Annotated in this window: 14 protein-coding genes; 9 read left to right on the top strand and 5 right to left on the bottom strand. The window is 71.7% G+C overall.

What is annotated here, in order from left to right; all coding sequences use genetic code 11:
- Positions 1–21 precede the first annotated feature (21 nt).
- The gene (locus ACQPZF_RS29490) at positions 22–687 is read left to right on the top strand and encodes an acVLRF1 family peptidyl-tRNA hydrolase (RefSeq protein ID WP_433262447.1); all 666 of its coding nucleotides are present in this window, start codon (positions 22–24) and stop codon (positions 685–687) included.
- On the opposite strand, the gene ACQPZF_RS29485 is transcribed toward ACQPZF_RS29490, so the two are convergent.
- Entirely contained in the window at positions 684–1,313 is a 630-nt protein-coding gene (locus tag ACQPZF_RS29485) for an FMN-dependent NADH-azoreductase (RefSeq protein WP_433262445.1), read from the bottom strand. The genes ACQPZF_RS29490 and ACQPZF_RS29485 overlap by 4 nt on opposite strands.
- Positions 1,314–1,355: 42 nt before the next feature.
- Between ACQPZF_RS29485 and ACQPZF_RS29480 the strand changes: the two genes are divergently transcribed.
- Positions 1,356–2,006, top strand: coding sequence for a TetR/AcrR family transcriptional regulator (locus tag ACQPZF_RS29480; RefSeq protein WP_433262443.1), 651 nt, complete (start codon positions 1,356–1,358; stop codon positions 2,004–2,006).
- A gap of 171 nt (positions 2,007–2,177) precedes the next feature.
- Here ACQPZF_RS29480 and ACQPZF_RS29475 read toward each other — a convergent pair whose 3' ends face one another.
- Positions 2,178–2,420 carry a hypothetical protein gene (locus ACQPZF_RS29475; protein ID WP_433262441.1) on the bottom strand — a complete coding sequence of 81 codons (243 nt, stop codon included), beginning with the start codon at positions 2,418–2,420 and terminating at the stop codon, positions 2,178–2,180.
- Between the two features lie 17 nt (positions 2,421–2,437).
- On the opposite strand from ACQPZF_RS29475, the gene ACQPZF_RS29470 reads away from it, so the two are divergent.
- The 3 genes from ACQPZF_RS29470 (at position 2,438) to ACQPZF_RS29460 (ending at position 4,269) form a co-directional block, all read left to right on the top strand.
- The gene (locus ACQPZF_RS29470) at positions 2,438–2,953 is read left to right on the top strand and encodes a SigE family RNA polymerase sigma factor (RefSeq protein ID WP_433262440.1); all 516 of its coding nucleotides are present in this window, start codon (positions 2,438–2,440) and stop codon (positions 2,951–2,953) included.
- A complete protein-coding gene (locus ACQPZF_RS29465) occupies positions 2,946–3,611 on the top strand; it encodes a hypothetical protein (RefSeq protein ID WP_433262438.1) in 666 nt (221 codons plus the stop codon). Before ACQPZF_RS29470 ends, ACQPZF_RS29465 begins: the two co-directional genes overlap by 8 nt.
- Before the next feature lie 283 nt (positions 3,612–3,894).
- Positions 3,895–4,269, top strand: coding sequence for a hypothetical protein (locus ACQPZF_RS29460; protein WP_433262436.1), 375 nt, complete (start codon positions 3,895–3,897; stop codon positions 4,267–4,269).
- A 300-nt stretch (positions 4,270–4,569) separates the two neighbouring features.
- On the opposite strand, the gene ACQPZF_RS29455 is transcribed toward ACQPZF_RS29460, so the two are convergent.
- On the bottom strand, positions 4,570–5,346 hold the full coding sequence (locus tag ACQPZF_RS29455) for an SDR family oxidoreductase (protein ID WP_433262434.1): 777 nt from the start codon (positions 5,344–5,346) through the stop codon (positions 4,570–4,572).
- Positions 5,347–5,493: 147 nt separating this feature from the next.
- Here ACQPZF_RS29455 and ACQPZF_RS29450 point away from each other — a divergent pair, with 147 nt between their 5' ends.
- From ACQPZF_RS29450 to ACQPZF_RS29435, 4 genes are all read left to right on the top strand, one after another.
- Complete coding sequence (locus ACQPZF_RS29450; protein ID WP_433262433.1) at positions 5,494–7,122, top strand: ABC-F family ATP-binding cassette domain-containing protein; 1,629 nt, start codon at positions 5,494–5,496, stop codon at positions 7,120–7,122.
- 164 nt (positions 7,123–7,286) lie between these two features.
- Positions 7,287–7,496 carry a helix-turn-helix domain-containing protein gene (locus ACQPZF_RS29445; protein ID WP_015103570.1) on the top strand — a complete coding sequence of 70 codons (210 nt, stop codon included), beginning with the start codon at positions 7,287–7,289 and terminating at the stop codon, positions 7,494–7,496.
- A 66-nt stretch (positions 7,497–7,562) separates the two neighbouring features.
- Positions 7,563–8,384, top strand: coding sequence for an enoyl-CoA hydratase/isomerase family protein (locus tag ACQPZF_RS29440; RefSeq protein WP_433262430.1), 822 nt, complete (start codon positions 7,563–7,565; stop codon positions 8,382–8,384).
- 194 nt (positions 8,385–8,578) lie between these two features.
- Positions 8,579–10,444 (top strand): ABC transporter ATP-binding protein, encoded by a 1,866-nt coding sequence (locus ACQPZF_RS29435; protein WP_433262428.1) that lies wholly within the window; start codon positions 8,579–8,581, stop codon positions 10,442–10,444.
- A 7-nt stretch (positions 10,445–10,451) separates the two neighbouring features.
- Here ACQPZF_RS29435 and ACQPZF_RS29430 read toward each other — a convergent pair whose 3' ends face one another.
- On the bottom strand, positions 10,452–12,026 hold the full coding sequence (locus tag ACQPZF_RS29430) for a penicillin-binding transpeptidase domain-containing protein (protein ID WP_433262426.1): 1,575 nt from the start codon (positions 12,024–12,026) through the stop codon (positions 10,452–10,454).
- Positions 12,027–12,090: 64 nt separating this feature from the next.
- Positions 12,091–12,828 (bottom strand): SIS domain-containing protein, encoded by a 738-nt coding sequence (locus ACQPZF_RS29425; RefSeq protein ID WP_433262424.1) that lies wholly within the window; start codon positions 12,826–12,828, stop codon positions 12,091–12,093.
- Positions 12,829–12,830: the final 2 nt, after the last annotated feature.

Raw genomic sequence — 12,830 nt, 5'->3', positions numbered from 1 at the left:
TGACGGCATGACGGCCTGACCATGGCCAGGATCCGCCCCGTGGCGGGCGGCGGCAGGGCGGTCGAGGTGGCTCCCGAACGCCTGGCCGGCTGGTTCGCCCGCTTCGCCGACCGGCACGAAGGCGTCGCCACCACCCGGACGACCCCCGCCCACGTCCTGGTCACAGCGCGCGACGAAGCCACCGCAGAGGTGACAGCGGCCTACGCCGAATTCACCTCCATGGGTGAGGTCGAAGGTCTTGCCATCGACCCGCTCCTCGCCAACGCCACGACGTCGCGCCGGATAGGCCTGCTCCTGGTGCGGCTCGGCGGGCACAGCATCGGCGTGGCCCAGGACGGCGAAGTGCTCGTCTCGACCACGGACAGTCGCCAGGTCCACGGCCGCAACAAGGCGGGAGGCTGGTCCCAGCAGCGCTTCGCCCGCCGCCGTGAAGGCCAGGCCCGGGTCGCCTTGCAGGCCGCGGCCGACGACGCTGTCAGAGTCCTGCTCCCGCGGTTGGCCGAGTTGGACGCCGTGGTGCTGGGCGGCGACCGACAGGCGTTGGACCTGCTCCGCGCCGACCGCCGCCTGGAACCGGTCTTCGCCCGCGCCTCCCCCCGGATCCTGGACGTGCCGGAACCCAGGCGAACGGTGCTGGACGACGCCGCCCGGCGGGCCCGCGCGGTGGAGATCGTCGTGCGCGATTAGAAGGTCTTGGCGGCCTCCCGGGCAGCGGCCAGGGCGCTCTGCCGTGAGTCCTCGACGTCGCCGGTCAAGGTCGGGTGGTGGCGGATCCGGGTCACGTCGGCGATGCCTGTCCACCGGAGCCAGTCGTCGAAGTAGGTGGACTGGAAGTCGGAGCCGAACGCCGGACCGACCTCCGGCCCCCACACCGAGCTGGTGTACACGACCGCCGCCCGTCTGCCCTGCCCCGCCAGCAGCGGCTGGTAGCCCGTCTCGGCGTCCAGGCCGAACACCAGCCCCGGCTGTGACACCACGTCCACGAACTGCTTGAGCACGTACGGGATGCCGGAGTTCCACATCGGCACGCTGAACAGCAGCCGGTCCGCGCCGGTGAACCGCCGGACCGCCGCCAGCACCGCGCGCCAGGCCCCGACCTCGTCACCGGTCGGCTCGACGCCTCTGATCACCGCCATCTTCGCCCCGGTCGCGGCGCGGCCGAAGGCGGGCAGCGTGCCGTCCCAGAGGTCCCAGTGCTCGACCTCGTCGTCGGGATGGCTCTCCCGGTACGCGTCGACGAACGCCGACGCGATGACGAGCGACTCGGACGCCTCACCGCGCGGCGAAGCGGACACGTGCAGGAGCTTCGACATGGCAGATTCCCTTCCTCGGCAAATCGGACTAGAGTCCGCTTCATGGATTCCGACCGTAGCGGACCGTGGTCCGGTTCGTCAAAGGTTCCCGTCGATATTTCTTTCCGGACGCTGCCCTTCGAGGTCTCGCTGCCCGTCCGGGCCGACGCCGTGCGGAACCGGGCGAAGGTGCTGGAGGCCGCCGCCCGCCTGTTCGCCGAGCGGGGGGTCGAGCACGTGACCATGGACGACGTGGCCGCCGCGGCGGGCGTGGGCAAGGGCACCCTCTACCGCCACTTCGGGGACAAGTCCGGGCTGGCCACGGCCCTGCTCGACCAGCGGGAGGCCGAACTGCAGAAGGGCATCCTCGGCGGGTCGGCGCCGCTGGGCCCCGGCGTCGGGCCGGACGACCGGCTCGTCGCGTTCACCACCGCTTACCTGGAGTTCCTCCGCGACTCGCTGGACATCGTGCTGCTGTCCCAGACCTCCACGGTGGGCGCGCGCTTCCGCCCCGGCGCGCACGCGTTCTGGCGCAGGCACTGCGCGTACCTGCTGGAGCTGTGCCGCGCCCCGGAGCCGGACATCGCTGCGGACGTGCTGCTGGCGGCGCTGTCGGCCGAGCAGGTGCAGCACTGGCTGGTCGACCGGGGCCTGCCGTTCGACCAGCTCGCCGAGGCGTTGGCGCGGGTCGCGAGGTCGCTGGCAACCCGCTGAAACTCATGACAACCCCCAGCCCTCCCGACCGCATGGATAAGGGTGAGGGGCTCACCGATCGGAGGTGGTCCACCAGGAAACCGAGGAGAAAGCCATGTGCACCCGTCTAGTAGTGGCCGCCGGAGCCGTCGTGCTCGCCGGCATCGCAGCCGCCGTGCCCGCCCTGGCCGGTCAAAGCGGCAACGGCCAGCCCGCGCCCACGTCGACCGCCGTCCCGACCACGCCGCCGGGCACGACCCCGTCCACCACCCCCGTGCCGACGACTCCGCCCCAGACGACACCGGTTCCGACAACCCCGCGCCCGACGACGCCGATTCCCACGACGCCGGAGCCGACCAGCACGGACTGGCCGGGCCCCGAACCCACCCCGTACCCGACCACCGGCCACCCGGAGCCGACGGCGGTGCCGAGCACTACGGGGCGCTGACGGCGTGAGTTGGGACGCGGAGTTCACCGAACACTTCGACCGGTGCGCCGACTCGATGCGCTTCACCGCGTATCTGCTGTGCGGCAACCACCACGAGGCCGAAGACGTGGTGCAGGCCGCGTTCCTCAAGCTGTACCTGGCGGGGCCGAAGCTCGCCCGGCGGGAAGGCCTGGACGCCTACCTGCGGCAGATCGTGGTGCGCACGTTCTTCGCGGAGCGGCGTCGGGTGAGGTGGCGGCGGGAGAAGCTCGCCGAGAAGTTGCCGGAGGCGCCGGCGACCACCGTGCTGAGCGAGGACAAGTTGGTGGTCTGGCAGGCGTTGGCCACGGTTCCGGCGCGGCAGCGGGCGGCGCTGGTGCTCAGGTTCTGGCACGACCTGGGCGTGGAGGAGACGGCGGCGGCGCTGCGCTGCTCGGTGGGCACGGTGAAGAGCAACACCAACCGCGGTCTCAAGGCGCTGCGGCAGAAGCTAGGACCGGAGTTCGGTGCGTTGTGGCAGGAGGTGTCGCGCAATGCTTGAGGACCAACTGAAGGAGATGTTCGAGGAGCTGAACATCCAGCCTCGGCCACGCACGTTCGGCGCGGTGGACATCATTTACCACGGCCACAAGGTCCGAGGCCGCCGCCGGACGTTCCTGGTGGCGGGCAGCGCACTGGGCACCACGGCGCTAGTCGTGGCAGTGGGCTTCGCGCTGAGCCAACCCACCCACACCACCGACCCGGCAACCCCACACGCACCGGCGACCACCACCCACCACCCGACGACCGACGCCCCTCACCCCGTCCCATCCCCGACCGAAGCGCCCAAGACAAGCCAACCCCACACGGAGACACCCCCGACCACCCCGACCCCGGCCCACACCACCCCCACCCACGGCACGGGCAGCAGCCCCCTGACCTCAACCGGCCCGCCCCACACCCCCAACCCGACCCACACCGCCTCGACCCACACCCCCGACCCAGGCCGACCGTCGCCCACCGCCACCCCCGCCGCGGACACCACCCAGGGCACCACCGCAACACCGGCCGTAACAACGCCCGCAACGACCGCCTCAGCAGCAGGCTCCACTACCGGCGGCCCGCTGATCACGACGAACCTCACCAACACCCACGAGACAGGAGGTGCCGACAACGACCGGACAAACCCGGTACGGCTGGGCTGGACGAGTAATGCGTAGATGGGCGAGGCCGAAGACGGACGAAGGGATGTCCGTGCGGTCTCGGCGCAGCAGCCCGATGCGGACCGCCTGAGCGTGCCCACCGGCAGCCCACCGCCCACCTCCGCCGAGGCGGTGGTCCGGACGCGCCACCCACCGGCGGTCAGGTCCCATCATCGACCCCGCACCGCCGCCGGACACCAGCCGCCAGCAAACTCGGCTCCCCGCCGGCGTCATGCCCTCCTACATCCAGTTGCCCTCCGTACGCTTGATCGCAGAGGTTCTACGCGAGGGGGGCGTGGGCGTGGTCAAAGGCGTTGTGGTCGTCATCCTGGGGTTGGTCTTCGTCGGATTCGGCGTCGCCGGGGTGGTGGCGGAACTGGGCCGTTCCTCCGCCCGCGCCGAAGTGGTCAGCGTCGCGCAGGACGGCTCGTGGCTGGTGCCGACCGTGCGGTTCACCGCCGAGGGCGGCCAGGTGGTCACCACGACGCTGCGCCGCAGCAAGAAGGTGTACCGGCCGGGTGACCACCTGCCCATGCGCTACGACCCCGAGCAGCCGGTACGGGCGCAGCTCGAAAGCCGGTGGGCCTGGGCGCTGATGTTCCTCGCGGTCGGGACCGGCGCCGTTGTGTACGGCATCGTTCTGGTACGCGAGACCGGGGCCGCGCAGAGTTCGTGAGGACCGATCCGGAACTCCTTGTCGACCGCGCTTCACGTCAAGATCGACGGCCGGGCAGGCCGGCCCGGGGCGGACGTCCGCCTCGGTCGTCCGATGCCTTGCTGCTCACTCGCGTCCATGACCACGGACCGCCCGGCGTTGCCGACCGGGCGGTGACGGGTTTGTCCGGTGGTGGGCGGACAAGGCCTGCTCGCACATCGACCAGGACCAGGTCGCCCACCATGCCGCACAGGGCTCACGCGGCGGGCGACCACCAGGTCTTCGGTGCTCCGGTTCGATGACGCCTGACCAGGACACTGCCTAGGCCAGGGCGCCGGTGGCGAGGAGGCCCCCGTCGACGCGGACGGTTTCGCCGGTGATCCAGGACGCCGCGTCGGACGCCAGGAACGCCACCAGGCGGGCGACGTCCTCCGGGGTGCCCAGGCGCTTCATGGGGTAGGCGTGGGCGGCTTCGTCTTCGCGGCCGGTGTACAGGGCTTCGGCGAACCTCGTCTTCACCACGGCGGGGGCGACGGCGTTCACCCGGACTTTCGGGCCCAGTTGCCAGGCCAGTTCCTCGGTGAGGCGGATGAGCGCGGCCTTGCTGGCGCCGTATGCCGCGATCACGCCGGTCGACCGGAGGCCGCCGACCGAGGCGATGTTGACGACCGCGCCGCCGTGTTCGGCCTGCCACGCCTTCCACGCGAGTTGGACGAAGCCCAGTGCGCCGACGACGTTGACGTCGAAGATCTTGCGCACGGCGTCGAGGTCGGCGTCGACCAGGGGACCGAAGGTGGGGTTGATGCCGGTGTTGTTGACCAGCACGTCGAGGCTGCCGAAGCGGTCCATGGTGCGGGTCACGGCCTCCTCCCGGTCCTCGGCGCGACCGGTGTTGCCCGGTATGGCCAGGACGCGGTCGGGCGGGACGCCTGCCGTGGTCGTCAGTGTCGACGCTGCTTCGGCGACCGCTTCCGGCTTGCGTGCCGTGATGGTCACCGACGCGCCCCGGGTGAGCAGTTCCAGTGCGATCCGGTGGCCGATGCCGCGGCTCGCGCCGGTCACCAGTGCCGTTCTGCCCGCGAAGTCCTCGGTAGTCATCCACGCAATGTATGCCGGTGGACACATGTGGCTAATTCGGTGGCGGCGGACCCGTAGACTGGTGGCGTGGTCATCTTGATCGAGTAGGTCCGGCGCGAGTTCCCCGCGCCGTCGACCCCGCACGACCACAATCACCCGGAGTTTTCCTTGATCACCGCAACCGACCTGGAGTTGCGCGCCGGTTCGCGCATCCTGCTGTCCGACGCGACCCTGCGTGTCCAGCCCGGCGACCGGATCGGCCTCGTCGGCCGCAACGGTGCGGGCAAGACCACCTCCCTCCGTGTCCTCGCGGGCGAGGGCCAGCCCTACGCGGGCGACGTCCGGCGCACCGGTGAGCTGGGCTACCTGCCGCAGGACCCCCGGGAGGGCGACCTGTCGGTCGTCGCGAAGGACCGGGTCCTCTCCGCGCGTGGGCTCGACCAGCTCCTGCGCGACATGGAGAAGGCGCAGTCCACGATGGCCGAGCTGGTGGACGACGTCGAGCTGCAGGCCGCCGTGCGCAAGTACGGCCGGTTGGAGGAGCGGTTCTCGGCGCTGGGCGGGTACGCCGCCGAGAGTGAAGCCGCCCGGATCTGCGCCAACCTGGGTCTCGCCGACCGCGTGCTGGCCCAGCCGCTGCGCACGCTGTCCGGCGGTCAACGCCGCCGGGTCGAGCTGGCGCGGATCCTGTTCGCCGCGTCCGAGGCCGGTGTGGGCGCGAAGTCGAGCACGATCCTGCTGATCGACGAGCCCACCAACCACCTGGACGCCGACTCGATCGCGTGGCTGCGCGGGTTCCTCAAGGCGCACGACGGCGGTCTGGTCGTGATCAGCCACGACGTCGAGCTGCTCGACGACGTGGTCAACAAGGTGTGGTTCCTCGACGCGACCCGCAGCGAGGTCGACATCTACAACATGGGCTGGAAGAAGTACCTGGAGGCCCGTGCCGCCGACGAGAAACGCCGTCGCCGCGAGCGCGCCAACGCCGAGAAGAAGGCCGGCGCGCTGATGGCGCAGGCGGACAAGATGCGCGCCAAGGCGACCAAGGCCGTGGCCGCGCAGAACATGGCCCGCCGTGCTGAGAAGCTGCTGTCCGGCCTGGAGGAGACCCGCCAGGCGGACAAGGTGGCGAAGATCCGTTTCCCGCAGCCTGCGCCGTGCGGAAAAACGCCGTTGACCGCCGAAGGGCTGAGCAAGTCCTACGGGTCGCTGGAGGTGTTCACCGGCGTCGACCTCGCGATCGACCGGGGCTCGCGGGTGGTGATCCTCGGGCTCAACGGCGCGGGCAAGACGACGTTGCTGCGGCTGATCGGCTCCATGGAGCGGTCGGACAGCGGCGAGGTGATCGCGGGGCACGGGCTCAAGCTCGGCTACTTCGCGCAGGAGCACGAGACGCTCGACCACGAGGCCTCGGTGTGGCAGAACATCCGCCACGCCGCGCCCGACGTGCCGGAGCAGCAGCTCCGCTCGCTGCTCGGCACGTTCCTGTTCAGCGGCGAGCAGCTCGACCAACCCGCAGGCACCCTGTCGGGTGGTGAAAAGACCCGGCTGGCGCTTGCGGGCCTGGTGTCGAGCGCGGCGAACGTGCTGCTGCTGGACGAGCCGACGAACAACCTGGACCCGGCCAGCCGTGAGCAGGTGCTCGACGCGCTGCGCCGCTACGAGGGCGCGGTGGTGCTCGTCACCCACGACCCCGGAGCGGTGGAGGCGCTTGAGCCCGAGCGGGTGATCCTGCTGCCCGACGGCACCGAGGATCACTGGTCCCAGGAGTACCTGGAGCTCGTGCAGTTGGCCTGAGCCAAGGGTTTCCCCTCCGTCACCCCTGATCCACTCTCAGTGGTCAACCGACCGCTCACCGATCTTTTCGCATGATCGGCTGGCCTTCTTGGGCGTCGTGTTCGATCATTGCGACGACAGGGGCTTTCACGGCCCGACCTGCTGTCTACGGAAGGCGGGACAAGGTGGCTGACCTGAAGAAGGGCGCCCGGATCACCGGCGCCACGCGGGACAAGCTGGCCGCTGACCTGAAGAAGAAGTACGAAAAGGGCGCGAGCATCCGGGCGTTGGCGGAGTCCACCGGACGCTCCTACGGCTTCGTGCACCGGGTGCTGAGCGAGTCCGGTGTGCAGCTTCGCGGTCGCGGTGGCGCCACCCGCACGAAGAAGAAGTAAGCTACTCTCCGGTAACACCGGGCGTCGAGGAGAGACGGCGCCCTCTCGAACCCGGAGGTCTCGCGCATGTCGGCACCGACCACCATCGACGCCGACCTGCTGGAGCGCGGTGGCGTGCGGCTCGTCGTCGACGGACCGCGTGCGACGGTCACGCTCGACCGTCCCGATGTGCTCAACGCACAGACGCCGTCCACCTGGACGGCGTTGCGGGCGATCGGCGCGCAGTTGGACCCGGACGTCCGCGTCGTGGTCGTCCGGGGCTCCGGTCGTGCCTTCTCCGCGGGCCTCGACCGCCGCATGTTCGGCGGCGCGTCGGTCGAGGGCGAGCCCGGTCTGCCGGAGATCACGCTGCGGGGCCCCGAGGGCGGCGCGGCGCTGATCGCGGAGTTCCAAGAGGGCTTCCGCTGGCTGCGCGACCCCGGACGGGTGACGATCGCCGAGGTGCGCGGGCACGCCATCGGCGCGGGCTTCCAGCTCGCGCTGGCGTGCGACTTCCGCGTGGCCGCCGACGACGTGCGGTTCTGCATGGCCGAGACGTCCCTCGGCCTGGTGCCCGACCTGGGCGGCACGCTGCCGCTGGTGCGGCTGGTCGGGTACTCCCGCGCGGCCGAGATCTGCCTGACCGGCCGTCGGGTCGGCGGCGAGGAGGCACTGCGGATCGGCCTCGCCAACGCGGTCGTGCCCGGCGACGAGCTGGCCGCGGCGGTGGACGACCTGGTCGCCCAGGTGCTCCGCCCGATGCCCGGCGCGGTGCGCGAGACGCTGGCGCTGCTGGCGAACGCGGCCGACGGCGCGTCCGAGGAGGAGCAGCTACACGCCGAGCGCACGGCCCAGCTCCGGCGGCTCGCCGAGCTGTCGGCGCTCGCGGCCGGCTCCACGCCGGGCTGAGTCACGGCGGTCGGCTCTGGAGGTCTGCTCCGGAGACCGGCTGAACGGCGGCCGGCTCTGGAGGTCTGCTTCGGGGATCGGCCGAGTGGCGGCCGGCTCTGGAGGCCTGCTCCGAAACCGGCTGAACGGCGGCCGGTGGTTCGCCGTGGGCGTATTCGGGAAGTCAGCCGGGCGCTCCCGTGTTCCAGTCTTGCGTGGACGGTTCCTGGGGCTTGATGCGTAGTGCGATGGCGGCTTCCGGCGCGCCCAAAGGGGTGCGGCGGGGCACGTTCCGGCGGGTGGTCGCGTTCGCCCGTCCGCATCGGGCGAAGCTGGTGGTGTTCCTGCTGCTGACCGTGGTGTCCTCGGTCCTCGCGGTGAGCACACCGGTGCTCGCGGGGCGGGTGGTCGACGCCATCGTGGGCGGGCGGGACGTCTCCGTCGTGGTGTGGCTGGCCGTGGTGATCGCCGGGATCGCCGTGGTGGACGCCGGTCTCGGGCTGGTCGAGCGGTGGCAGTCGTCGCGGATCGGCGAAGGCCTGATCCACGACCTGCGGCGGGCCGTCTTCGAGCACGTGCAGCGGATGCCGATCGCGTTCTTCACCCGCACCCGCACCGGTGCGCTGGTCAGCCGGCTCAACAACGACGTCATCGGGGCGCAGCGGGCGTTCACCTCGACGCTGTCCGGGGTCGTCACCAACGTCATCCAGCTCGGTCTGTCGCTCGGTGTCATGTTCACGCTGTCGTGGCAGGTCACGGCGCTGGCGCTGGTGCTGCTGCCGGTGTTCGTGCTGCCCGCCCGCCGGATGGGCACGCGGATGGCCGACCTGCAGCGGGAAGCGGCCACGCTCAACGCCGGCATGACCACGCAGATGACCGAGCGGTTCTCCGCCCCCGGCGCGACCCTGGTGAAGCTGTTCGGCCGGCCGAAGGCCGAGGTCGCCGAGTTCGGGGAACGGGCCGCGCGCGTCCGGGACATCGGCATCCGCACCGCGATGGCCACCCGGTGGTTCATGACGGGCCTGACGCTGGTCTCCGCGCTCGCCCAGGCGCTGGTCTACGGGCTGGGCGGCTACCTCGCGCTGACCGGCCACCTCGCCGCCGGCACCGTCGTGTCGCTGGCGCTCCTGCTCAGCCGCCTCTACTCGCCGCTGACCGCGCTGGCCAACGCGCGGGTCGACATCATGACCGCGCTGGTCTCGTTCGAGCGGGTCTTCGAAGTGCTCGACCTCAAGCCGATGATCGACGAGTCGCCGCGCGCGGTGCCGGTGCCCGACGGGCCGTTGTCGGTGGAGTTCGACAACGTGCGGTTCGGCTACCCCTCGGCGGAGAAGGTGTCGCTGGCCTCGCTCGAATCGGTGGCCACCCTGGACACCCGCGGCGGCGAGGAAGTGCTGCACGGCATCAGCTTCCGGGCCGAGCCCGGTCAGCTCGTCGCGCTGGTCGGGTCGTCGGGGGCGGGCAAGTCCACCATCGCCTCGCTGGTGCCGCGGCTCTACGACGTGGACGAGGGCTCGATCACGCTGTCCGGTGTGGACGTCCGCGAGCTGAAGCTCGACTCGCTGCGCGGCGGGGTGGGCGTCGTCACCCAGGACGGGCACCTGTTCCACGACTCGATCCGCGCGAACCTGGCCTACCCGCGTCCCGAGGCGACCGAGGAGGAGCTGTGGGACGCCCTGGAGCGCGCCCGGCTCCGGCCGCTGGTCGAGTCGTTGCCCGACGGGCTCGACACCGTGGTGGGGGAGCGGGGCTACCGGCTCTCCGGCGGCGAGCGGCAGCGGTTGACCATCGCGCGGCTGCTGCTGGCCAGGCCCCGGGTGGTGATCCTGGACGAGGCGACCGCGCACCTGGACTCCGAGTCGGAGGCGGCGGTGCAGGCCGCGTTGGCCGAGGCGTTGCACGGGCGCACCGCGCTGGTGATCGCGCACCGGCTGTCCACGATCAGGGCGGCCGACCAGATCCTGGTCGTGGAGGCCGGCCGGATCGTGGAACGGGGCACGCACGCCGAACTGCTCGCCGCGGACGGGCGCTACGCCGAACTGCACCGCACGCAGTTCGACGTGGCACCCGCCGCGGCCTAGAAAACCCCTACAGGGCGCCGAGGAACGCCGCGGTCGTGCTCACCGCGACCTTCGACGTGCCCGCGTCGACCACCATCACCGCGAACGCGAGGTCGCCCCGGTAGCCGATGAACCAGCCGTGCGACTGGGTGCCGTCGCCGTGCTGCGCGGTCCCCGTCTTGCCCCGCACACCGCCGAGGCCGGCGAGTTCCCGCGCGGTGCCGCCGGTCACGACCTCGCCCATCATCGAGCGCAGCGCGGACGCCACCCCGCCGGGCAGCGGTGTGCTCCGGCCGCCCGTGGTGGGGATCTCCCGGATCAGTTGCGGTGTCGGGGTGCTGCCCTTGGCGACGGTCGCCGCCGCCAGCGCCATGCCGAACGGCGTGGCCTGCATGGTGCCCTGGCCGATGCCCGCCTCGACGCGTTGCGTGACCGTCTCGGACGGCGGGACCTTGGCGGTGTTCGTGGTGATGCCCGCGACCGTGTAGTCCGCGCCCAGGCCGAACATCGAGGCCGCCCGCGGCAGCGCGTCGGCCGGCAGGTCGGCCGCCAACTGGCTGAAGCTGGTGTTGCACGACTCGGCGAACGCCCGGTGCAGCGGCACCGTCCCGAGGTCGAACTGGCCGTCGTTGACGATCTGCCGCGGCCCGATGGTCTTCTTGCCGGGGCACTCGACCGGCGTGTCCGTGGTGGCGATGCCGCCGGTCAACGCCGCCGTGGCGGTCACGATCTTGAACGTCGAGCCGGGCTCGTAGTAGTTCTGCAACGCGATCGGCCCGCTCTGGCTGGCCGCCGGGTTCTGCGCCACGGCCAGGATCTCGCCGTTCGACGGGGCCAGCGCCACGATCACGGCGGGCAGCGCGACCTGGTCGACGGCGGCCTGCGCGGCGGTCTGCGCGGCCGGGTCGAGGGTCAGCGTCAGCTTCTCCTTCGACACGGCCTTCTTCTCCTGCAGCACCGCCACGGGCGTGCCCGCCGCGTCGACCACGGCGACCTGCCAGCCGGGCGTGCCGGTGAGGCCGCCGACCTCCTTGTTCACCGACTGCACCACGACGGGCGCGAAGCCCGGCGCGACCGGGGCGCCGTCGCGGTCGAGCAGCGCCCCGTCGCCGGAGGTCGTGGTGTAGGCCAGGGTCTGCCCGTCGGCAAGCTGCGGGTGCAGCAGGGTCGGCGCCCAGTGCACCTGCCACTTCTCGCCGGCGCGGCGCAGTTCGACCTTGGTGGCGTACTTGAACGGCTCACCGCCGGGCAGCGTCCAGGTGACGTTCGCGTCGAGCGTCACCGCGCTCGTGTCGTCGGCGATCGGCGGCGTCACGCCCAGGCCCCCGCTGAACGTCACGCCCGGCATGCCCAGCAACGTCTTCCGGAGCACCGGCTCGGCGGTGGCCGCGGCGTCGGTGACGGCCGCGGCCTTGGCCGGGTCGCCGGTCGTCAGGGCGGTGATGAACTCCTGCGCGACCGGTCCCGGCTTCGGTCTGGCGGTGGGCTTGGACGGCGCCGACGTGCCGCCTCCCGGCATGAGCACGATCACGCCCGCGACGACGGCCGCGACCGCGCCCAGGCCCCCACCGGCCAGCACCCAGCGTTTCGTTGTTCTGTTCACGATGTACCCCCCTCTTCGGTCGGAGACTAACCAGACCGTGTGGAGGAATCGTGAACAGGCCTGCTCAGCCGAGCTGCGGGATGCGGGACTGGTACTTGCGCAGCAGGTCCGAGTTCGCGGCGTCGCCGCCTTCCACGTTGGCGCTGCGCCACAGCGGCAGGCTCACGCCCGCCTCGGCCGCCTTGTCCAGCAGCCGCACCAGCAGCAGGTTCCACAGGAACGCCGTCGCCACGGTCGACACGGCGGCGGTGACCGGGTCGTCCGCGGGGTAGGTGGCGTCGCCGGGCGGCACCAGGTTGTCCAGCACCACGGTGGCGTTCTCGGCCAGTGTGGTGCCCGCCCGGCGCGGCGCGGCGGCGCTCGCCGCGAGCGACGTCACCGCGACCACGGGGCAGCCCGCGTCGGCGGCCTGCACGGCCAGTTCCACCGGGTACGGGTTGACGCCCGAGGTGGAGAACACGAACAGCACGTCGTGCGGGGCCAGGCCGGACTCGCCCAGCACCTCGGCGGCGAGGCCGGAGCGGCGCTCGGCGGCGGTGCTGCTCACCGCGCCGTGCATGGGCAGCAGCTCGGGGTGGTAGATCGGCCGCACGCAGGCCAGGCCGCCCGCCCGGTAGAACGTCTCGGCGACGGCCGCCAGCGAGTGGCCCGCGCCCGCCGCGAGCACCATCCCGTCGGCCCGGACGCTGGCCAGGACGAGTTCCGCGACGTCGTCCAGCGCGGCGGCGTTCTGCTGCTCCACCCTGGTCAGGTGGGTGCGCACGACGTCGCCGTAGTCGGATCCGGGCACGCTGCCTGTCATGC

It is taken from the genome of Actinosynnema sp. CS-041913 (assembly GCF_050942485.1).
Taxonomy (GTDB): domain Bacteria; phylum Actinomycetota; class Actinomycetes; order Mycobacteriales; family Pseudonocardiaceae; genus Actinosynnema.
This window is presented reverse-complemented; position numbering and strand designations above follow the sequence as displayed.